At 50.7% G+C, this 21,419-nt stretch carries 13 protein-coding genes, 1 rRNA gene and 1 riboswitch; of the genes, 12 read left to right on the top strand and 2 right to left on the bottom strand.

The features are described 5' to 3' along the window. Nucleotides 1-37: 37 nt before the first annotated feature. Entirely contained in the window at nucleotides 38-1,057 is a 1,020-nt protein-coding gene (locus ACTHRH_RS24530) for a LacI family DNA-binding transcriptional regulator (RefSeq protein ID WP_379291458.1), read from the bottom strand. Between the two features lie 908 nt (nucleotides 1,058-1,965). Between ACTHRH_RS24530 and ACTHRH_RS24525 the strand changes: the two genes are divergently transcribed. The 7 genes from ACTHRH_RS24525 to guaA all read left to right on the top strand — a co-directional run bounded on the left by ACTHRH_RS24525 (nucleotide 1,966) and on the right by guaA (nucleotide 12,501). Continuing rightward, the gene (locus tag ACTHRH_RS24525) at nucleotides 1,966-3,327 is read left to right on the top strand and encodes an FAD-dependent oxidoreductase (protein ID WP_440418064.1); all 1,362 of its coding nucleotides are present in this window, start codon (nucleotides 1,966-1,968) and stop codon (nucleotides 3,325-3,327) included. A gap of 171 nt (nucleotides 3,328-3,498) precedes the next feature. Then, the gene (locus ACTHRH_RS24520; RefSeq protein ID WP_440418062.1) at nucleotides 3,499-4,926 is read left to right on the top strand and encodes a polysaccharide deacetylase family protein; all 1,428 of its coding nucleotides are present in this window, start codon (nucleotides 3,499-3,501) and stop codon (nucleotides 4,924-4,926) included. Between the two features lie 146 nt (nucleotides 4,927-5,072). Further along, nucleotides 5,073-6,074 carry an AAA family ATPase gene (locus tag ACTHRH_RS24515; protein WP_144941295.1) on the top strand — a complete coding sequence of 334 codons (1,002 nt, stop codon included), beginning with the start codon at nucleotides 5,073-5,075 and terminating at the stop codon, nucleotides 6,072-6,074. Continuing rightward, the gene (locus tag ACTHRH_RS24510) at nucleotides 6,071-7,288 is read left to right on the top strand and encodes a DUF58 domain-containing protein (protein ID WP_144941297.1); all 1,218 of its coding nucleotides are present in this window, start codon (nucleotides 6,071-6,073) and stop codon (nucleotides 7,286-7,288) included. The genes ACTHRH_RS24515 and ACTHRH_RS24510 overlap by 4 nt, the downstream gene beginning before the upstream one ends. Further along, nucleotides 7,254-7,385, top strand: coding sequence for a hypothetical protein (locus ACTHRH_RS24505; protein ID WP_440418060.1), 132 nt, complete (start codon nucleotides 7,254-7,256; stop codon nucleotides 7,383-7,385). The genes ACTHRH_RS24510 and ACTHRH_RS24505 overlap by 35 nt, the downstream gene beginning before the upstream one ends. Next, a complete protein-coding gene (locus ACTHRH_RS24500) occupies nucleotides 7,382-10,087 on the top strand; it encodes a transglutaminase-like domain-containing protein (RefSeq protein ID WP_440418058.1) in 2,706 nt (901 codons plus the stop codon). Before ACTHRH_RS24505 ends, ACTHRH_RS24500 begins: the two co-directional genes overlap by 4 nt. Before the next feature lie 875 nt (nucleotides 10,088-10,962). After that, nucleotides 10,963-12,501 carry a glutamine-hydrolyzing GMP synthase gene (gene guaA, locus ACTHRH_RS24495; RefSeq protein ID WP_440418056.1) on the top strand — a complete coding sequence of 513 codons (1,539 nt, stop codon included), beginning with the start codon at nucleotides 10,963-10,965 and terminating at the stop codon, nucleotides 12,499-12,501. Nucleotides 12,502-12,842: 341 nt separating this feature from the next. Here guaA and ACTHRH_RS24490 read toward each other — a convergent pair whose 3' ends face one another. Beyond that, complete coding sequence (locus ACTHRH_RS24490) at nucleotides 12,843-14,333, bottom strand: MDR family MFS transporter (protein WP_440418054.1); 1,491 nt, start codon at nucleotides 14,331-14,333, stop codon at nucleotides 12,843-12,845. A 345-nt stretch (nucleotides 14,334-14,678) separates the two neighbouring features. Here ACTHRH_RS24490 and ACTHRH_RS24485 point away from each other — a divergent pair, with 345 nt between their 5' ends. The 5 genes from ACTHRH_RS24485 to ACTHRH_RS24465 all read left to right on the top strand — a co-directional run. After that, the gene (locus tag ACTHRH_RS24485) at nucleotides 14,679-15,263 is read left to right on the top strand and encodes a TetR/AcrR family transcriptional regulator (protein WP_440418052.1); all 585 of its coding nucleotides are present in this window, start codon (nucleotides 14,679-14,681) and stop codon (nucleotides 15,261-15,263) included. 112 nt (nucleotides 15,264-15,375) lie between these two features. Next, nucleotides 15,376-16,566: an MFS transporter gene (locus tag ACTHRH_RS24480; RefSeq protein ID WP_440418050.1), complete on the top strand. Its 1,191-nt coding sequence runs from the start codon at nucleotides 15,376-15,378 to the stop codon at nucleotides 16,564-16,566. A gap of 267 nt (nucleotides 16,567-16,833) precedes the next feature. Next, a riboswitch (purine riboswitch) is annotated at nucleotides 16,834-16,934 on the top strand. Nucleotides 16,935-17,057: 123 nt separating this feature from the next. Then, nucleotides 17,058-18,428, top strand: coding sequence for an NCS2 family permease (locus ACTHRH_RS24475; protein ID WP_144941306.1), 1,371 nt, complete (start codon nucleotides 17,058-17,060; stop codon nucleotides 18,426-18,428). 671 nt (nucleotides 18,429-19,099) lie between these two features. Continuing rightward, nucleotides 19,100-20,770: a DUF4855 domain-containing protein gene (locus ACTHRH_RS24470; RefSeq protein WP_440418048.1), complete on the top strand. Its 1,671-nt coding sequence runs from the start codon at nucleotides 19,100-19,102 to the stop codon at nucleotides 20,768-20,770. Nucleotides 20,771-21,338: 568 nt separating this feature from the next. Continuing rightward, nucleotides 21,339-21,419 (top strand): 16S ribosomal RNA (locus tag ACTHRH_RS24465); the annotation flags it as partial.

The following is a 21,419-nucleotide window of genomic DNA, read 5'->3' as shown; positions in this document are numbered from 1 at the left end:
TTTAGCCCCGTCCTTGTGCCAATTTATTATTGAATCGTCAGCGGACCGAGCTGCTGCGGATCACCAATTGGTTTGGAATAATGACATCCCTTGCTATGGAAGCATCGGTTTCTCCCGCTAATAACTGCAGCAGCAGTCGGGCAGCTTCGACGCCCAGGCCAAGCTTGTCCTGTCTGACAGTGCTCAGCGGCGGAGAGAAGTGTTCAGCCGCCTGGATGTCATCATAACCGATCACGGCGACATCTTGTGGAACGGACAGCCCGTATTCCTGCAAAGCAGCTATGGCTCCGAAGGCCATCAAGTCGTTGCCGGCAAAAATGGCGTCAAATTCGGTGTCCGTTGCGAGGAAAGCGGCAACCGCATCGGAGGCGGATGTTTTGTCCGCATTTCCATGAAGAATCAAGGCTTCATCCACATCCATCCCAGCCTCCGCAAGGGCTTGGCGATAGCCTGCGAATCGTTCATTGTCATGATAGGTATCCAGGATCCCCCGAATGAAAACAATCTTCCGCCGGCCCTGCTCCAGCAGATGCTTCGTCGCTTCATAAGCCCCTTGACGATAGTCCGAGGTGACGCAGAACAGCGGGATACGCTCGCTGATGCGTTTGCCGACAAGGACATACGGCAAATTTCGGTCGTAGTAATACTGCAAATAGACTTCATCGATATACTCACCCATAATGATAAGGCCATCGATCTTGCGCCTGTCTCCGATGCGTTTCCAATATTGACGGTCTGTGACGCTCCGGTTGGAATACAAGAGAAGGTCATAGCTGTAATTTGTTAAAAACGACTGCACCCCTTGCAGCACTTCATAAAAAAGATGATGCGCCAGAAACAGGGGATTGTGTCCGAATACGACAATCCCGATATTTTCCGTCTTTCCCCCGGCCAGGCTGCGGGCTTGCGCATGGGGCTGGTACCCGGTTTCCTTAATGATGCGCAGCACCTTTTCACGGACTTCGCTCCTGACCCCCGGTTGATTATTCACTACCCGTGATACCGTTCCGCGTGAAACTCCGGCCAGCTTGGCTATGGTTTCCAATGTATGAGACAAAATCAGCCACCACCATTTCTATATATCGGTAATCTGGAAAAAACAAGGTTGTTGCATTTTAGGAAAGAAGGCGCAGGAACCTTCATGTTATGTATAATTGGAATAATTGTAGAGGATGGGGACCCCTGCCAAAACTCGCTTTGTTGGGAGTGACTTCATATTATGAGCGAATGTAAATTTGTTCTCCTACAAGCCTCTATTGGCCCTGTACAATCACGTTTGCGGCCCCTGGTGACTTCTATCTTGTCCCATTCCTACAACTTATTATCGGGTCGCAGTTACGGCGTGTCTACTTTTTAGTCTACTCGCATCGCCGGGAATGTAACTGTATTTTATACAGGTAGTTTGAACAGGCTTCAAAGGATGACTAAACTACATGGAAAAACTACATTTAAAATAGAAGAATTATGTTGATATCGCCCATTTTGCTCAAACTAAATGGAGTTTTCCACTTAGTCTACATTTTTTGTCCATAAGGAGCAAAACTAGCTGTATGAAATCCATTTAGACCCCCATACCGCTGACCGCGACACCATTAGATGATGAAAATGGATGGATTTTCAAGGTAGACCCCAATGCCTATTTAGCCCCTTAACCATTCGGACATTCCCCACCACTTCAGATACACTTATAAGCAGTCGGAGAGCTCCCATGAACCGTTTTGAAATCCTCTCCAAGGACCGGCAAGTAAAGCTCATGCTTAATATTATCATTGACTTTCCCGATATGAACAGGAATAATATGACTATATCAGAAAACTGGGAGCGCTCCCAGACCGAAGCTATACGACCAATAATTAGGCACTCGGGTGCCCAAACCGGGCGAGTGAAGTGTTTGGATTCCGAGCCATTAGAAAAGGATAACTTTTGGACCAACAAACTTCCATTTAAAAAGGAGAGGATAGGGAAATGTACGGTAACGATGACAGGTATGATGTGGCGGTGCTTGGAGGAGGGCCGGCCGGGATTGCCGCGGCATTGGCTGCTGCACGCAGCGGAGCCAAAACGATTTTGGCGGAGAGGTACGGATTTTTGGGAGGCATGTCCACGATGGCGATGGTCTATCCGTGGATGACCTTTCATACTTCAACGGGCAAACAAGTGATACGCGGCATTGCCCAGGAGGTGGTGGACCGGTTGGTAAGCCTGAACGCTTCACCGGGGCATTTGCGGGATACGATCGGCTTTGTCCACACTTTAACGCCATATCATCCGGAAGTGTATAAATTTCTGGTCTTTGAAATGCTGAAGGAAGCGGGGGTCAAGCTTCTTCTTCATTCGATGGTAACGGATGTTGAAGTTTCCGACGGGCGCATTCTGGGGGTCCATCTGCATAACAAAAGCGGGAAGCACATCATCCGCTCCAAGGTATATATAGATGCGACCGGTGACGCGGATGTCGCTTATTTGGCCGGGGCGCCGTGGGAACAAGGGGATGAGCGGCAGCGGGTGCAGCCCATGACGATGAAATTCCGCATGAAAGGTGTCCGGATCGACGAGGTCAAGCAATATATGCAGGCTCATCCGGAGGAGTTTTATGAGAAGTCTCTGATTCAAGAACTGGATCATCTGCCGTTGACCGGCGTCATGGGGTTTTACAGCCAATGGAAGAAAGCCGATTTGCCCATACCGAGGGAAGGCTTGCTGTTTTTCACGGGTCCGGGGAAGGATGAGGTGCTCGTCAACGTTTCCCGGATTTCGGGTCTGGATCCGACGAATGTCGAAGACTTGACGGAAGCCGAGATGGAGGGAAGAAAGCAGGTCCTTCTGCTGGAGTCCTTCTTCCGGGAGTATGTGCCCGGATTTGCGGACGCTGTGGTCACCGCTACGGGGACACAGGTAGGGATTCGCGAAACGAGAAGAATTATTGGCGAATATGTCCTTCAAGGCGTGGATGTGCTCGATGGACGGCGTTTCGACGACGTCATCGCAAGAAGCGGATACCCGATCGACATTCATAACCCGGAAGGCAAAGGGGTCACTGCGAACTTCATCAGAGAGGGCGGCGCTTATGATATTCCCTACCGCTCCATCGTGCCGAAGCAGGTCGAGAACCTGCTGCTGGCCGGCCGATGCATTTCAACAACACATGAAGCTCAGGCTACGACCCGGTTAACTCCAAGCTGTATGGCGATTGGGCAAGCCGCGGGGGCAGCCGCCGCCATCGCAGCGCACAGGCAATGTGCAGTGAGGGACGTTCCCATCGCCTCTTTGCAAGGTGAATTGCTTAAGGGGAACGCCGAATTGGGACTGGAAGAAGGCAGGGCATAAGGCCGGCCAAGCCCGGGCTTCGCCAAATGATGGCAATTATACAAATCCGGATTAGTCGTGCAGCAAAAGCTTATTTTTGCTGTAGTTTTAACCCTTGTTAGTCATATTGTCCTATCCGGCTCCATATACTCTATCAGATTGATCAATGATAGAACCGGGCGGAGGGATTTCATGACTCATCTTGTTTATTGGAATCAGTTATTGCTTCGGGCAGCCGTTCGGCTGGCCAGTCTTGCGGCCGTCTTGCTGCTTGTGCCGGTCTTGGCCTTCAGCGGCAAGGCCGAAGCTGCTGCCGGAGACGGGGAACTGGCCGAGCTGTATTCCCGGCTGCTTCAAGGATATAAAGAACATCAACCGTTGCCGCCGGAGCCCTCCGCCCGGCCGACGGTTTATTTGACGTTCGACGACGGTCCGAGCGGTCTTACTCCGCAGGTATTGGACCTGCTGAAGGCAGAGGGAATTCCGGCGACCTTCTTCGTGCTGGGCCAGATGGCTGAACGTTATCCGGACACGGTTGCTAGAATAGTAGAGGAAGGGCATAGCCTTGGAAATCATACCTATAACCATGTCTATAAAGAGCTTTATAACAATTTTGACGCCTTCTGGGAGCAGACGGTGGATACCGAACGGATTTTGCAGGAGCTGACCGGGCAGCGCCCCTCCTTGCTTCGCGCCCCGGGGGGAACGTATACGAATTTCGATGCTTTTTATTATTACTACCTGCAGGAAGCCGGTTATCAGGTGGTGGATTGGAACGTTGACAGCGGCGATTCCAAGCGCAGGGGGGTGCCCGCTGCCGAAATCGTGGCGAATGTCAAACAAAGTCCGCTTCATTCCGAATTGATTGTCCTTATGCATGATGGCAAAGGGCATGAGGAAACCGTCAAGGCGCTTCCCGAAATTATTGCCTATTACAAGGAACAAGGTTATACTTTCGCCTCGCTGACGGAAGAGAACCAGCCGGTTCAGTTTCGGATAGGACCTCTGAAGTGGAAAAGGAATACCGGGTATGACCAATTCGTCCGTCAATTGGGCCAGGTTAGAGAGCACAATTCCAAGGTTGTTGCGTCTGCCCATTCGGAACAGGAACAGGACGGAATCAAACAGGCCGAATCCGGTTTGATTGATAAAGATTATGCGCATGATAAACGGCAAGAGTCGGAGTCGCTTCCGCTGACCATTACATGGGACGGAGAGCCCGTGGTGTTGAATTCCGGTCAGTATCAATTTGACAACGGCCGGTTTGCTGTGCCTTTAACCGAGCTGGCCGCAAGCTGGGATGCCGAGCTGGAGTGGGACGAAGTAACCGGCGAAGCCGTCATCCGCTCTGGCCTGCGTGAGGCGGCCATTGATCCGAACGGAGGCATCATCCGCTGGACAAATCTGTCTGAAAGCAAGGTTTACCATATGGCCGATGTTCAACGGATCGATGGGGAAATCTATGTCGGCTTGCGGATGATGGCGGAGCTGTTCGATTACCGGATTGTCGATTATTCGTTGGAGCCGGACGATAGAACTGTTCATATAGAATCCAACAAGTCTCTAGGCTTTCCATGGAAGAGGTCTCCGGATGCTTCTCTATCCCAAAGCAAGCTCTGAGCCAAAGCCGGTCCGCCAGCCTGCCGGTCCAAATATAGCATTTCGCAAATAACCTCTTACGATATCCAAGTCTATCAGGTCTAAAACATAGATAGGATGGCCATGCTAGAATTATATGTCCTTTTCCTGAAGGAGGATGACCATCCATGTCTATATCGATAAATAGTTCATATCTCTTTGATCGGCCGGAAGAGTGGATTGAGAGAATCTTGTCCAATGTGGAAAGAGCGGTGCTGGGCAAAAGAGAGGTTGTCGAGCAGGCGCTTATCGCCATTTTGTGCGGCGGCCATGTCTTGCTGGAGGACGTCCCGGGCGTGGGCAAGACGACGCTGGTCCGGGCCTTGGCCCAAACGATGGATTGCAGCTTCAAGCGGATTCAGTTTACGCCGGATATGCTCCCGTCCGATATTACGGGAGTTTCGCTGTTCAACCGCGGTACGAATGAATTTGAATTTCGCCCGGGGCCTTTGTTTGCCAACATTGTGCTGGCCGATGAATTAAACCGGACACCGGCCAAGACGCAGGCGGCCTTGCTGGAGGCCATGGAGGAGAAGCGCGTCACCGTTGACGGGGTAACTTACGAGCTGCCGTCTCCTTTTATTCTATTGGCTACCCAGAATCCGATAGAATACGAAGGAACCTATCGGCTGCCCGAGGCGCAGTTGGACCGTTTTCTGATCCGGATCCGGCTTGGCTATCCGGACCCTTCGCATGAGGTCGAGATGCTGGGACGAAGCCACGAGAGGCATCCGGCCGATTATGTGAAAACCGTCCTTCTCAAAGAAGAACTGAACTCTCTGCAGAAGAGAGTGCGTTCCGTTCATGTCGATGATTCCTTGAAGCATTATATCGTCGAGCTGATTAATGCCACCCGGAAGCATCCGGACTTTGAGCTCGGAGCCAGCCCCCGGGCTTCCTTGGCTCTTATGCATACGGCTCAGGCGAGAGCGCTTATTCAAGGCAGGGGCTATGTCGTTCCAGACGACATCAAAGCGGTGGCTTCCATTACGCTGGCTCACCGGCTTTGGTTAACCCCGGAGGCCAGAATGGCCGGCAAGAATGCGGAGCGGATCCTGGAGCAGTTGGTGGAGTGGAAGAACATTCCCGGCGACTATCCTACGGGCTCTGCCAGGGGGAGAGCGCAATGAACGGCCGCAGAATATTTCTGATCGTGTGTCTCGCGGCCGCCTTATTTGTCCTGCTGGCGGCAGGCGCCGAGAGGGCCTCCATGCTCGCCCTGATCATTCTTGGTATGCTTGTGCTGTATGCATGGGGGAGCTCGCTTTTTGCTTTGCGCCGCTGCAGGATAGAGCGGCATATAGAGGAAAGCCATGTGATGGCGGGAGAGAAGGCGACAATAAATCTTATATTGAGCCGGAGCGCCTTCCTGCCGCTGCCCTGGCTGCTCATTAGGGATCAATGGACCCATCTGTCCACCGGGCAAACGTATTCCGCCGCCAGACTGTTGTTCCCCTGGTTTCAGAATCAGGCATCCTGCACCTATACCATTCATGGGTTAAACAGGGGGATATATCGTTTTGAGAGGGTGGAGGCGATCTCGGGAGATCTGTTCGGTCTGGCCGACACCAGAAAATATTCCGCTGAGAGCGCCCTGCTGACGGTTTACCCTGCTCCGGCCTTCATCCCGCTTAGACAGAGCCAGGTATTCGCGGATGCGGATAGTCCTGTAGGCCTTGCTCTTCCTTCCGGGGAAGGGTGGACCGGGATGGTGCGCGATTATGAGCCGGGAGATCCTCTCAACCGGATTCATTGGAAGGCGACGGCGCGCAGTGGCACGTTAAAAACGCGGGAGAGCGAAGCCGGTCGGACGGGACGGCTGGCCATCTTCCTGGATCGCCATCCGGACGGTACGGAGCCCGGACAGCTTAATCTTGTCTGGGAAAGAAGAGTTTCCTTGGCAGCGGGGCTAATTAAGGAAGCCGGGCGAACAGGGCGGGAGGCCGGCCTCTTCGTTGGCGGGCCGGATGCCGGCCCTCTATTTCCGGAAGCCAACGATCCTGCCAGGATATATGAACAATTGGCCACGCTAGAATCGGGGACAGGCTATGTGCTGGCGGATGACCTGCTTTTTCACGGCTTGAGCCTCCGGGGGGAGCTGCATATTTACGTGATCACCTCCCGGATAGATGAACGGCTGGTGCATAGTATAAAACAGGTTCGTTCCAACCGGAGGAGGCTGTCCTTGCTGTACGTGCCCTCACTCGATGCATCCGGAAGCCGGAGCTGGATCCCGGCATTAAGGGCGCTGGGCTGCGAAGTGCTGCAGGATGTCCCGATGGCTCGAGCGGAAGGGGAGGGAAACGCAGATGAATGGATTGCTGTCTGCTCCGACGGAGCATAGATCATTCGGGGTCAACGTGCAAGCCCATCCTCACGGACCGCTGCAAGGCAAGGCACAAGCCGATGGCTCGAGCGGAAGGGGAGGGAAACGCAGATGAATGGATTGCTGTCTGCTCCGACGGAGCATAGATCATACGGGGTCAAGGTTCCCGGCCAACCTCACCGACCGCTGCAAGCCGATGCCGGCTCATCCGTCCGGGGATGGATGGCGGATGCCGCATCGACCCTGCTTCTCTTTGTTCTGCTAAGAGAATGGCTGCTGCCGCTCTCCCAAATTTACGGAGGGCGCATGATTCCTTCCGCCGCTCCTCTGATCGCGGCTGTAGCCGCCTTCCTGCTGCTGGATCTGCTGCGGCTGCCCGGCGCGTTTGCCTGGATATTGAAAGCCGCCATCGCCGTCACCTGGCTGGGGCTGCTGTATTATCCGGCCCAATTTCCGTTAGGCGGCTGGCTGTCGGCCTATGGCGAGACCTTATGGAGCGATCTGTCCTCCATTTGGAATGGAAGCTGGGAGGCCGTCAGCGCGCCGACGCGAACCTTATGGCTGCTTGCCAGCTTCGCGCTGCTGGCGGAAGCCGTCCAATCGCTGCTTCTGGTCAAGAAGCGAGTTCTGTGGCTGCTGGCGGCCACAGTCCTCTATTTGCTGGCGCTGGACGCCTGGTTCGCGGTCGAGGCCGAGGCGGCTCTGCTGCGGTCGACGGCGGCGGGCCTGGCCCTGGCTGCGGCCAACCGCATCCCCCGCCTGAGGCGGCAATACGCCGCCGAAGACGGCGGCAGCGGTTGGCGGGCCGCCTGGTCCGCCGGCTCCCTGCTGCTGATCGGAGCCAGCCTGCTGGCCGGCCTGGCCGGTGCCTCCCTCGGCAAGCCGGTATCCGAAGCTTTACAGCTTCCGGAATACCGCTTGGCCGCGGAGCAATTCGTCACCGGCCGGTTGGCCGAGCTGGCGGCATGGGCTCCGAACCGGCAGGGAGCGGACCGCAGCCGCGCCGCCGTTGCCGTCGCCGCGCGGACGGGCTACCCGCCGGGCGACACGGCGCTCGGCGGGCCCGTGACGCCCGACAACGGCGTCGCCTTCGTCGCGCGGACGGACGAGCCCACCTACTGGCGCGGCGAGACGCGGGACGTGTACGACGGGCGCGGGTGGTCGCTGTCCGGCAGCGAGGCGGAGGCCCGCCCGTTGGGCGGCGCCGGGGACGGGTCGTCGTCCGGCGTCACCGGGCAGGAGGCCTCCTTCGCTAACGGAGCAGCGCCCTTGCCGCCCGGAATCCCGCCGGAGGAAGCCGCTGCCATCGGCGATGCCCTTCCCGAGCCGCCACAGGGCCAGCGGGTTATAACGCAGGAGGCGCTGTTCTTCGACGGGGCGCCGGGGAACCTGCTTTTTGCAGGGGGGCAGATTATTGCCGTGGAGGAGCTTAAGGCAGCGGACGGCGGCGCACTGGCGGTCGAACAGACTGCCTATCACCCGTTATCCGATGCTGTGTCTGCGGACAGCCCGCATCCTCTGCTCTCCTACAAGATCAAGGTGGCCTTGCCGGAAACCCGGGCGGAAAGACTGTCTGCGGCGGGTTCGCCCGATAGGCGGCAGGTAGGCGAGCAGTACTGGCAGCTTCCTGAGTCTCTTCCGCAGAGGGTGAGAGATTTGGCGGAGCAATTGACGAAGGATGCGGCCAACGATTATGAACGGGCTAAACGGATCGAGACCTATTTGAAAACCAATTTTACCTACAGCCTGGAAGGGGCTCCTCCGCCGGGGCCGGGCGATTTCGTCGATTCGTTCCTATTCGGGCATCGGACCGGATATTGCGACTACTTCTCCACATCCATGGTCGTTTTGCTGCGGGCAGCGGGTGTTCCGGCCCGTTGGGCCAAAGGCTTCGCTCCGGGAGAGCTCCGACTTGTAGATGCGGAGACTGTTGGGAGTTCCATAGCTTCGGGTGAAGCGGCTTCAAGTTCGACCGGGCAAGCCGGCCCGCGCTATGAAGCAACGGTCCGCAATCTGCATGCTCATTCCTGGCCGGAAGTGTATTTCCCGGGCTATGGATGGGTGCCTTTCGAGCCGACACCCGGATATGACGGAGCCGCAGGTGGCGCAGCAGGCTTCCCCGACGGCCGTAACGGAGCAGGTTCGGGGCTCCTCGTCGGGGAACAGGAGCCGGCGGAATGGGGCATGTTGGAGGAGACTGGGCTCGAGGCCACAAGTATAGGCGGGGAGAGCCTCCAAGCGGGGGTTTCCGGTGAAGAGGGGACTCAACCCGGAACCGGTGCTGAAGAGGACCGGCAGTTGCAGCAGCACGCTGATGAAAACAAGCTGCTGAGCGCGGTCCGTGAAGGAGCGAAGGCGCTGTCGGAATGGTTTAGCGGCGGAATGGAAGGGGTTATGCGCATGCTCCCCGGAGCTAAACCCGGGCCGCTTTTCGTAATCATCGGCCTGGTGCTTATGCTCCTGCTCGCTGCCCTTGCTATGGCACGCTGGAAAGAGAGAAGGAGGAGCAGGCTTGCCTGGTCACCTACGAGGCGGAACGGGGACCGCGAATTGATGCACAGCATGGACAAAATCTGGATGATGCTCTACCGCTCGCTGGGAAAGAGGCCTTCTAACCATACTCTGCGGGAATATATCCGATCGCTGCAATTTGCTAACGAGCAATCGGCCGGTTTGCTGACCGAATGGGCCAAGCTCTATGAGAACGCCCGGTTTGGGGGGCCATATGCGAATCTGCCTTCCCGCGAGCAGCTTACCCGCATTCGCCGTCAGCTCCAGAAGGCGATCGAGCAGAAAGAGATCCGGACGATTCGGTAATTCTTGCCGCTCCGGCGAAGCTTACAGTGAAGTGGTTGCAGCAGATGAGGGTCTGATCACCCGGTTGGCAGCACCATTACGGGGCCGGGAGAGTCATGGGCAGGTTGTTGCCCCTCTAGATAGATGTTCATATCGTGGCTGAACACACTGGATGATGAAGCCAAAAGTTGAATCGGTGCTGCGGTTTGTATCAAAGGAGGCTGGGCAGGGGAGCCATCCCCAATGACGACCGCTACGGTCACATCCTTGCCTAAACATTCATAAACTGTCGTTTGCATAGAGGGGCCCGGCTGCCGAGGGCTCCTCTTTTGCGTCCATTTGACCGCTATCCCCTCATAAAGGATGATTTAATCCCGGGTCAGTTTTAGTGACAAGAATCCGCAATAGGTTGAGCACCGTCATGCGACGCCGAACACCGAACGCCGGGAGTCTCGCGCGATTGCAAAAGCATGAACAAGCAAGGACCGACAAAAATGCAGGTCTTCGGAACGATTTTAGCTAAAATCAGCAAATCACATGCAAAAGTGCAGTTGAATTTGGCGATTTTGCGGATTTTCCGATTTTCCACGTTTGACGGGGATTGACCTGCAGATTTGCTCGTCTTTTTAAGAATTTGCCGGATGTCCGCCGAAAGACATGCACTTTTGCTGGTCTTTCAGGACAATACCGGAATTGCGCCGGATGTAATGCATAAATTAATTGCTCCAAGCAAAAGAAACCGCTTCTCCCATTTGCCCCATAGAAGCTTAGGCGCTGGCTCTCCTGCGCCATTCTTGACGCCCCTCTTTTAAGTCCTATATAATTAACTTCATTATGAAGAGGACAAGCCGGTTTTACAGGCCGGTTTGACAATACTGATAAAGGGTAGGTACGGGATGAATAAACCGAATGAAATGATTGTGGTGCTGGACTTTGGTGGTCAATACAATCAGTTGATTGCGAGAAGGATTCGCGATCTGGGTGTATACAGCGAATTGCTGCCATTCAATACACCCGTGCACAAAATCAAGGAGCTGGCTCCTAAAGGAATCGTTTTTTCCGGCGGACCCTCCAGCGTGTACGAAGAGAAAGCCCCGCATGTGGACCCGGCCATTTATGACCTGGGCATTCCGATGCTCGGAATCTGCTACGGCATGCAGCTGATGGCTCATCAGATGGGCGGGAAGGTACAGCGTGCGGAGAAGCGCGAGTATGGCAAGGCCGAGGTGGAGTTTCGCGCGGACAGCGCATTGATGCATAATCTGGATTGCAAGCAAGTCGTCTGGATGAGCCACGGAGATATGGTCGTCGAGCTTCCGGAAGGATTTATCATTGAAGCGAAGACCGAGCACGCGCCGATTGCGGCGATCAGCCACCCGGGCAAAAATATGTACGCCGTGCAATTCCATCCCGAGGTTCGCCATTCGGTATACGGAAATGAGATGATTCGCAACTTCCTGTATAACATTTGCGGTTGTGAAGGCAACTGGAGCATGGAATCGTTCATTGAAGAAACGGTCCAGGATATCCGTCGGCAGGTGGGCAGCGGCAAGGTCCTTTGTGCGTTGAGCGGCGGAGTGGATTCTTCGGTTGTGGCCATGCTGGTCCATAGAGCGATCGGAGATCAGTTGACCTGTATGTTTATCGACCACGGTCTTCTCCGTAAAGGGGAAGCGGAAGATGTCATGGAGACATTCGTCGGCAAATTCGATATGAAGGTCGTCAAAATCGATGCCAGCGAACGGTTCCTGAACAAATTACGGGGCGTCGAGGATCCGGAGCAGAAGCGGAAAATAATCGGAACGGAATTTATCCGGGTGTTCGAGGAAGAATCGGCTCGCTTCGACGACTTCGAATTTCTGGCTCAGGGAACGCTCTATACGGATATTATCGAGAGCGGAACCGCTACGGCTCAGACGATCAAATCGCATCATAACGTAGGCGGACTTCCCGAAAATATGAAGTTCAAGCTGGTCGAGCCCTTGAAGGCCTTGTTTAAGGATGAAGTGCGCAAGGTCGGGGAAGAGTGCGGTCTTCCTTCAGCGATCGTATGGCGCCAGCCCTTCCCGGGACCGGGACTGGCCATTCGCGTTCTCGGCGAAGTGACGGAGGAGAAGCTCAAGATTGTTCGCGAATCGGATGCGGTACTGCGAGATGAAATTGCCAAATCCGGTCTCGACCGGGAAATTTGGCAGTATTTCACCGCATTGCCGAATATGAAGAGCGTCGGCGTGATGGGCGATGCCCGCACATACTCGTACACGGTCGGAGTTCGGGCGGTTACCTCGATCGATGGAATGACGGCTGATTGGGCGCGGATTCCGTTTGATGTGCTCGAAAGAATTTCCAACCGGATTGTCAATGAAGTCGAGAACGTCAACCGCGTTGTGTACGATATTACATCCAAGCCGCCGGCTACGATTGAGTGGGAGTAATTCACTAAGTGCATTTGAAGTGAAACGCTGAATTGGCTGCCATTTTTGGGTGGGACTTAGAACGGAAAAACAATTAAAGCTCCGCCAAAATTCCGTAAGAGGAAAAGGAGGGTGTCCCTCAGTCATCATAGATGACTGAGGGACACCCTCTTTTTTATTTCGTCAAACAAAAAGAACCCCCCTTTGGTAAATGGAAGTACCCCCAACCATTACCCAGAAAGAGAGGTTCTTTGTACATTCAATATACCTTGGGTCAACTCTGTTTACCAATGGATTTTAGAATTTTCAATAAAAAAGGGTCAACCTGCAATCTAACCCAGGTTGACCTCCTACGAAACTGCCTATTGGGGCTTGGTTACACTATCCATTCTGCCATGCTTGGATTTTGGCAATAACATCGTTGCTAACACACATACTACTGCTAACCCCAGAAACACGATAAAAACATCATGGATGCCGGAAACAAGAATATGCTGCAATTGCGAAAGCATCGAAGGGGGAAGCTGATCGGTGCCTGATGCGTTGATCAATTTGTTCATTTGATTGATATCCGCATTTTCCAAGTTATCGTTCGCCATGTGATGAACAATCCGGGAGTTAAAGTAGCTTCCGAACATGGAAGCCCCCAACATTTGTCCTAATGAACGAAACAGCGAATTGGTCGCTGTGGCCACTCCGCTTAAGGAAGAATCGACTGCGGATTGAACGACAACGGTATATAAGGTCACGGTGATACCGAAACTAATGCCGAGCAATGCGGAAATCAAGTAGAAGCCGTACGAACCGCTCGTTAATTGCATGGCCGCGAGCCACGCTCCGCATAGAATCAGGATCATATTGCCTGTGAATGAGGTCACTCTTATCCCTTGCTGCACAAGCATTTTACCGCATAGATAGGAACCGAATGCCCAGAGAATCGCTAAGGGAGCGAGCATAAGTCCCGCTTCCATCGCTCCCGTTCCCCATCCCCCCTGGAACCACATCGGCATATACACTAACGTCCCCATCATGATCGCATTCACGAGAAATTGCAGGAAGTTGGCCGACACGATTTTAAGCTCCCGAAACATATGCAAGGGCAAGATCGGTTCCTTTGCTTTCGTCTCTATCCATAAAAATAACCCCATCAACACGACGAAAGCGGCTATACACCAAAGGACCGGCCCCGATAGCCAATGCCCCTCTCCACCCTTCTGAACAGCATATAATAAAGATAGCATGCTTAATGAGAAGGTAATGATGCCCCAGTAATCAATTGTTTTTTTGCTTTTCTCCGTCTTTTCTTGTAGAAACATTACCATGAGAAGGATAGCCGCCAGACCAAACGGAATATTGAAAAAGAAAATCCAATGCCAGGAGACATAATCGACGAAGAAGCCGCCGAGCAGAGGCCCAATCACACCCGCTCCTCCCCAAACGAAAGCCGTAAGCCCAATCATCTGAGCCCGTTTATCTTCCGAGGGATAAATATCCGCAATGATGGTCTGTGTGACCGGCAAAATAGCACCGGCTCCGATTCCTTGAACAAGCCGAAATGCAATCAATTGCTCCATCGTCTGGGCTAGTCCGCACAGAGCGGAACCGATCAAGAAAATAGCTGCGCCAACGGCGAAAATAAGCTTCCTCCCGTACAAATCAGACAGCTTGCCGAAAATCAATACAGTAACGGTAGAGGCCAGCAAATAAACCGTAAATACCCCATTCATAAGCTCGATGCCCTGAAGGGAAGCAACAATTTTAGGCATGGCCGTTGTAACAATCGATGACTCTGCAGCCGCTAAAAAAGTAGCGACAAAAATAGAGATCATAACCATCGATCGATTCCTGTTCACGTTACAAGCATCCTCCTTTATTTAGATTAGCATGTAATGCTTCTAAATAAGGGGGGACACTTGTTAATACATAACAATATCGCCATAATGTTCATCACTACCCTACATTGACATTAAGATATAAAGTGCGCGAGTTGCTCGCAGTAAGGTTTTGTTGCCGGAGATCGGCTCAACTTTTTAAATATTTATGTTTAAATAGTATCTTAAATAACTAAAATTTGTCAATAAATAAAACTGCGCGGATCCAAATTACAGGTGGTCGTTTAGAAGGAGGGAAAAGGTTCATATATTTTTGACCATTCGTTCCGAAAATGTTATTCTTTTAAAAGAAAGGGGGAGAGGCACATGGCACGACATAAAGAATTTGATAAAGCAGAGGTTCTTAGTAAAGCGTTGGAAGTCTTTTGGTATCGGGGCTATAAGGGCACTTCCCTTCAAGAACTACTGAAACATTTGGGAATTGCAAAGCAAAGTATGTATGATACCTATGGAAATAAACACGACTTATTTTTAGCCTCTTTAAAACATTATGCGGATCAGAAGTTAACTTTTCTAAATAACGCGCTTGAAAGATATGACTCGCCAAAGGAATCGATCACGGTTGTTTTCTACGATTTAGTAAAATTTCTCGTTGATGAAGAACGAAAAAAAGGATGCTTTATGATAAATACGGCGGTAGAACTTGCGCCACATGACCAGGAAATTTCAAGATTGGTTGAAACTAACATGGAACATGAAGTGTCCGCATTTTATCGGGCATTAATCCGCGCACAACAAGAAGGTGAATTAGGTGAGCGGCACAATGATCTAATGGCACTTGCGCGATTCTTGAACAATGCTCGATATAGTTTGTTTATTGCATCTAAATCCACTTCGAATCCCGTTGTTTTAAATGATATTGTTAAAATTACACTCTCGGTCTTAGACTAACCTATGACCCTTTTCTTTTTTATGATTTTTAGACCGAACAGTCTATAATATTCTTTTACAGGATTTTTTTATATACATATTAGACCGAATGGTCAAAAAAAGGAGTGATATTGTGGAAAACAACAAAAGGATTGATTCTAAGACGAGTCTGGGTATTTGGATGCTCGCTATAGGGATGTTTGTTGTTGGGACAGTTGAATTAGTTTTTGCCGGAGTCTTGAAACTGATATCCGTTGATCTCGGTGTTTCGGTCGCAACCGCTGGACAGCTCGTGACTATTTATGCTGTCATTTACGCAATAGGTACACCTATTCTCATTACGTTAACCTCCCGCATAGAGAGGAAAAAGCTGTTATTACTCTCGTTATTCGTTTTTATCCTTAGTAACGTCATTGCGGCCATTAGTCCGAATTATATCTTTCTTATGATCTCAAGAATTATTGCTGCAATTAGTGCCGGGATATTTAGCGTGTCTTCCATTGCATTTGCCGCCAAACTAGTCCCTCCCGCAAAAGCAGGGAAAGCAATCGGAACAACGGTTATGGGATTTAGCTCTTCATTGGTTTTAGGGGTACCTTTAGGGACAGTTGTAGGAGAAACATTCGGATGGAGAATGACGTTCATTTTTGTGGCGCTTGTTACTCTTCTTCCTGTGCTAGGAATCTGGCTATTTACTCAAAAGGTAAAAGGAGAGGAACCAGTATCGCTAAAAACACAGTTTTCTATCTTACGGAAACCCGCAATGGTAACGGGGCAGATGGTGAGTGCGTTAATATTTATCGGCCAATTTTCTCTGTATACGTATTTCACGCCTTTTCTGCATAATCTGGCCGGTTTTAATATGGAAGAAATTACGGTAGCATTCTTTGTTTTGGGCATATTTGGTATTCTAGGAAGTTATATAGGTGGTTATAGCGTAGACAAGTGGGGCGTCAAGAAGACGTTATTAGTAACGATAGGCAGTAGGACACTCACATTGTTTTTACTCCCGCTGGTTGGGGAATATCCTATCTTTTTATTTCTGACCATGATGGCATGGAGTGCTTCCGGCTGGGCGACGACTCCCGCGAATCAAACCTATCTGAGATCTTTGGCTCCAAAATTAGCGGATATGATTATTGCGGTTAATACATCTTTCATGCAATTAGGTATTGCCCTAGGATCGGCAATGGGAGGATTAATCATTAGCAATCATTATTCCTATACCTCACTAAGCTGGTTTGCAGGGTTTATTACCTTGGTTGGTTTATTTTCTTTTCTTCTCTCCATCTCCCTTTCGAATAGGCAAGGTAATCTGCAATAAAACAAAGGGTAATCATCGTCGGGTCTAAGAAGGGAAGCCGTTGAAACCTTTTCATCACCAATATCTCGAGCCGGCTGCTGCGCTGAAAGAAGAATATTCGTGTGAGGAACGTATAAAAACACCGAAACCAACATTTTTCAACCAATTGCACAAGGGCAACTTGAATATAATGGAAATTTCGGGACCGTATTACGAACATCGTTTTGAAAATTATTTCTAATGTTCGGATTTGTGGTTGACAAGAACGATAACCATAACTAAAATGAAGGTGTTGAATATAAGCTTTTTCGTATAATCTCGGGAATTGGCCCGAGAGTTTCTACGAGGTCACCGTAAATGATCTGGCTACGAAAATGCATGGAAAGCAATCACGGGTAAACGAGCGGTTTGTTTAGTCAGATTGTTTTTCTGCTTTTTTACGAAGCCTAAGGTCATGACTGCCTTAGGTTTTTTTGTTGTTCTAACCATAATTCTGGGAGGAGTCTCAAGCAATGGACCGTTTTTTCAAACTGAAACAGAACGGCACTAACGTAAGAACGGAGATTATGGCAGGCATCACGACCTTCATGACGATGGCGTATATTTTGGCGGTCAATCCGAATATTCTCTCCGCAACGGGCATGGAATGGTATTCGGTGTTTCTCGCGACGGCTTTGGCGGGCGGGATATTCACCATTGCCATGGGATTGTTCGTTAATTTTCCGGTGGCTCTTGCTCCGGGCATGGGGCTAAACGCTTATTTTGCTACCGTCATTCTGTCCTCCAACGGGGCGATGACCTGGCAAATGGCATTAACGGCTGTTTTTCTTTCCGGGATCATCTTTATCGTTCTGACGATTACAAAGGTGCGCCAGCTTCTTCTGGTTGCCGTGCCTGATTCTATCAAGCATGCGATTACTGTTGGTATCGGCCTGTTTATTACATTGATCGGCGCTAAGAACAGCGGACTTCTTTCCGTATCTGTAGAAACACTGAACGATGTACCCAAAGGAACTTATACCGATCTTCTATCCTTTGAAACGGTCTTTCATATGGGAAGTATGAAGGATCCGAATGTTCAGCTTGTACTGATCGGCCTCCTGTTAATTTCACTGCTTATGGTTCTGAAAGTAAGAGGGGCTATTTTGTTCGGTATTTTGGGTACAACCATCATTGGGATGCTGATGGGCCAAGTCGACTTTTCGACGCTCAACAATCCGCAAACTCCATGGCTTCCTAATTTCGGATATCTGGAATTTTTCCAGTTTGATTTCGCCGGAATTTTAAATGTAGGTATTGTTTCGGTCATTCTTACTTTTACATTTGTTGAAATGTTCGATACCTTCGGTACTCTGGTAGGAACCGCGAACCGGGCCGGCATTATGAAAAATCCGGAGGAAGGACGCAAGCGGGTCGGCAAAGCGATGCTCGTGGACGCATTTGCCGTTAGCGGAGGGGCTATGCTCGGAACAAGCACAACGACCGCCTTCGTGGAAAGCTCTGCAGGAATAGCGCAAGGCGGAAGAACCGGCTTGACGGCGGTATCCACCGGAATCTGCTTCTTGCTCGCACTGTTCTTGGCGCCTGTCGTCGCCTTGATTCCCGGATCGGCTACTGCGGCTGCTCTTATTATCGTCGGATTACTAATGATGCAGTCTGTTAAAGAGATCGATTTCCAAGATTTCGTAGTCGCTATCCCGGCGTTCTTCACTATCGTATTCATGCCTTTCACGAACAGTATTGCGAACGGAATTTCGCTCGGAATTGTAGCCTATGTCGTGCTGGCGCTGGTTGCGGGCAAAGGTAAGCATAAAATTCACTGGCTGATGTGGATTCTCGCCATTCTGATTATATTGCGCTATGCACTTATGGGCGGGGAGTAAAACGCGAGTCCTTTTCACATAAAAAAATAGCAGTTTCTAAGGGTTTCTAAGGGTGCGATATGCGCCCTTTTTTTAAGTTTAAGTTCAAGTATTAAAATGGAACAACTTTCTCATTGGCATAAAAAAGCTTCCGCTAATACCGGGGTTATTCTCTTCGAAAGGGCTTCGTCAGGAGCCTTTTTTTTATTTGAGCAGCAAACTGATGGCAGCAGGCGGAAAAACCGCGACAGCGATTCCGTACTATCGGATAAACCGCGATCTTTTGCGAATTCTGTAGGTCTAACGGTTGCTACCGCTGCTATTTCCTCCAAAATGGCCGACCTGAAATTCTAATGGTTGTCATCACCGCTATTTGCGCGATTTTCATCTCCAGGCTATGGAAAAAGGCCAAATAAGGTCGCTCGCAACCGTTAGATTTTGAAAATGGCTATAATCGGCGAATTTACGGCTGTGGCAACCATTAGAAAAAAGGAAGCAGACCAGTTCGATTTCATTTGGACAATTCTACAAATTTTGTGAACGATATTCAAAAGGTGCTGTCACTGCGGCTGATACACTTGGTGATAAGCTGGAAAAGATACCGTGCTACATAGCTTTCTGCGGGAATTTCTGCAGCAGGGCAGCAGCCAGCTTTTGGCGTCGAAAATTGATCAATGAAAGGAGTTGTATTAATGACTAGGAAACGAAGGAAATGGACAGGCTTCATTATGACGTTTGTCATTCTTATGTCCACCTGCCACTTGGCGTATGCGGAGGCTAAAGAACCGGAGGCCATGAGAAATTTGGCGGGAGAGGCAACTTACACCTATTCGGAGGCTCCGCATGAAAACTATCCGGATAACGGCCATAAGCTGACGGATGGGAAGTATGGGGATATCAATTCCTATACAGATGGGAATTGGATCGCTTTCTTGCGCGGCAAACCCTGGGAAATTACGATCGATTTGGGCGAGAACAAATCCATCGGGCGTATTCAGTCGCACTATCTGTATAATAACAGCGCGGGAATCTATACTCCCAACATCGTTTCTTATTATGTATCGGAAGACGGACAGAATTGGGCCCCGGTCAAGCATATGAATTCAGCGGTCCCGTTATGGACGGAGAAGCCGCCCTCCGGTCATGACTACGTTTGGGATGGAGAGCAGGATGGCGTTCCTCATCCGTCCAAGAATGCCAAGATGATCTATGCGCGCTATGTAAAAATTGCGGTAACGGCGCAGATTTGGGTTTTCATGGACGAAATAGAGATTTGGGGAGTGGACGGCAAGGCCGATAAAGCTTTCAAATTGAAACCGGTTTCTCCTGATTATTTGAAACCTGGCAAGGATACGGCAGGCATTCGCAATATGATCCTGATGTATAACGGGCAGTATGATCAGAATCGCGGAAACTGGAAGAAAGAAAATATCATTCCATATATCAGTTATGTAGACGAGAACGGAGTGCCGCAAGACTGGATGTATGATGGGGTTTTGCTGCTGGGGCTCCGAACGCCGGATTATCAACGGGATTTCGGTTACTCGGCTCTTCTGGAAGATTGGAAATGGTACCTGGACAAGACCTTTAAAGAGGATGGGGAATTAAACCAGTTGAATGAGGCGGTTAAGGAGGCGGGGGATCAGCTTGGCGATGCCCGCCATAAAGTCAAAGTGGTGATTATGATTTCTAATCCGGATGAAACCATTTCCGATTTCGGCGATATCGACGGCGATGGTGTATCTGAAAGCTTCGTGCCGGAAGAAGTAGGCGAAGAAGCTGCTTACGCTAATCGCGTCAAGGCTATCGACTGGTATATGAATCAGGTTAAGGAGCGGTGGCAGAAGGGGAATTATGACCGTCTGGAGCTGGTCGGCATGTACTGGCTCGCGGAAAGTGTCGCCAGCGGCAAGACTTCGGATGCAGATCTGCTCAAGTATACGAGAGACCTTGTTCATGAGAGGAAGCAGAAGTTTTTCTGGATACCGTATTATGGCGCCAATTATAATTTTGCAGCGCGCAGCCTCGGTTTTGATGCGACTGCGCTTCAGCCGAATCATTATTTTGACGGGATGGATCGGATTCGGGTGGAGGCTGCAGCCTATCTGGCCCAGCATCACGGACTCGGCATAGAGATAGAAACGGATGAACGCATGAACGAGGATGAATCTTTTCGGAACCTCTATATAGATTATTTGAACGGCGGGGTAGATTACGGATATATGAACGGGGCGTTCAAGGCCTATTACCAAGGGGTGGATGCTCTTCTGCACAGCTCCCGCAGCAGTGATCCCCGTGTTCGCGAACTGTACGATTGGACGTATCAATTTGTTAAAGGCACTTACCAAAAGCAGCCGAATTAACCTTGATCATTTAGACGAATGTAGGGGATTAAGTTCCCCTTATTCGTCTTTTTTTGGATATCGTTCTAAATCACCAAGGCGTTAGGGAGGGAACAATTTATTGTCGAAGTGAACCGCATTATGTAAAAGTGTGTTGACGGGCTGCCCGTTCTGTGATACATTAGTTTTCGCTGCTCAAATGTTTTGTGCTCAGCACAGATCAAGAATCAACAAGCTGGATGTTAAATGATACGGAAGCACCAGGACGTACTGGTCCGGGTTTCCAGCAGATCCAGTTTTAAATTTTTAAAAAGAGCTTGCAAAGTAATTTCAGATGTGCTATGATACAAAGGTCGCTTTCGATAAGACAAGCTACGACAAAAAGCGACAAACAAGCATTGCCCTTTGAAAACTGAACAACGAGTGAAATGAATGAAGCCAGTGCGTATACGGTTTTCGGACCGTATCCGCGTCAATGAATGAACGAATTAATGAGCTAATCGCTCTTTGGAACTCTCGGTTTTATCCGGGGGTCCCCGAAAAGTAGTCGGACTTCGCTACGAAGCATCGCTTCACTTTTTGGGGGAATTTTTCGGAGAGTTTGATCCTGGCTCAGGACGAACGCTGGCGGCGTGCCTAATACATGCAAGTCGAGCGGAGCTTAGCCTTC

The sequence above is a fragment of the Paenibacillus sp. SAFN-117 genome, assembly GCF_051966115.1.
Classification (GTDB): Bacteria; Bacillota; Bacilli; order Paenibacillales; family NBRC-103111; genus Paenibacillus_L; species Paenibacillus_L residui.
The sequence above is the reverse complement of the archived record's forward strand: the minus strand, read 5'-3'. Positions and strand labels throughout refer to the sequence as shown.

Bases quoted from the DNA above. Each gene is read 5' to 3' on its own strand.
- ACTHRH_RS24525 (WP_440418064.1), top strand. From the start codon at position 1,966: ATGTACGGTAACGATGACAGGTATGATGTGGCGGTGCTTGGAGGAGGG.
- ACTHRH_RS24520 (WP_440418062.1), top strand. From the start codon at position 3,499: ATGACTCATCTTGTTTATTGGAATCAGTTATTGCTTCGGGCAGCCGTT.
- ACTHRH_RS24515 (WP_144941295.1), top strand. From the start codon at position 5,073: ATGTCTATATCGATAAATAGTTCATATCTCTTTGATCGGCCGGAAGAG.
- ACTHRH_RS24510 (WP_144941297.1), top strand. From the start codon at position 6,071: ATGAACGGCCGCAGAATATTTCTGATCGTGTGTCTCGCGGCCGCCTTA.
- ACTHRH_RS24505 (WP_440418060.1), top strand. From the start codon at position 7,254: ATGAATGGATTGCTGTCTGCTCCGACGGAGCATAGATCATTCGGGGTC.
- ACTHRH_RS24500 (WP_440418058.1), top strand. From the start codon at position 7,382: ATGAATGGATTGCTGTCTGCTCCGACGGAGCATAGATCATACGGGGTC.
- guaA (WP_440418056.1), top strand. From the start codon at position 10,963: ATGAATAAACCGAATGAAATGATTGTGGTGCTGGACTTTGGTGGTCAA.
- ACTHRH_RS24485 (WP_440418052.1), top strand. From the start codon at position 14,679: ATGGCACGACATAAAGAATTTGATAAAGCAGAGGTTCTTAGTAAAGCG.
- ACTHRH_RS24475 (WP_144941306.1), top strand. From the start codon at position 17,058: ATGGACCGTTTTTTCAAACTGAAACAGAACGGCACTAACGTAAGAACG.
- ACTHRH_RS24470 (WP_440418048.1), top strand. From the start codon at position 19,100: ATGACTAGGAAACGAAGGAAATGGACAGGCTTCATTATGACGTTTGTC.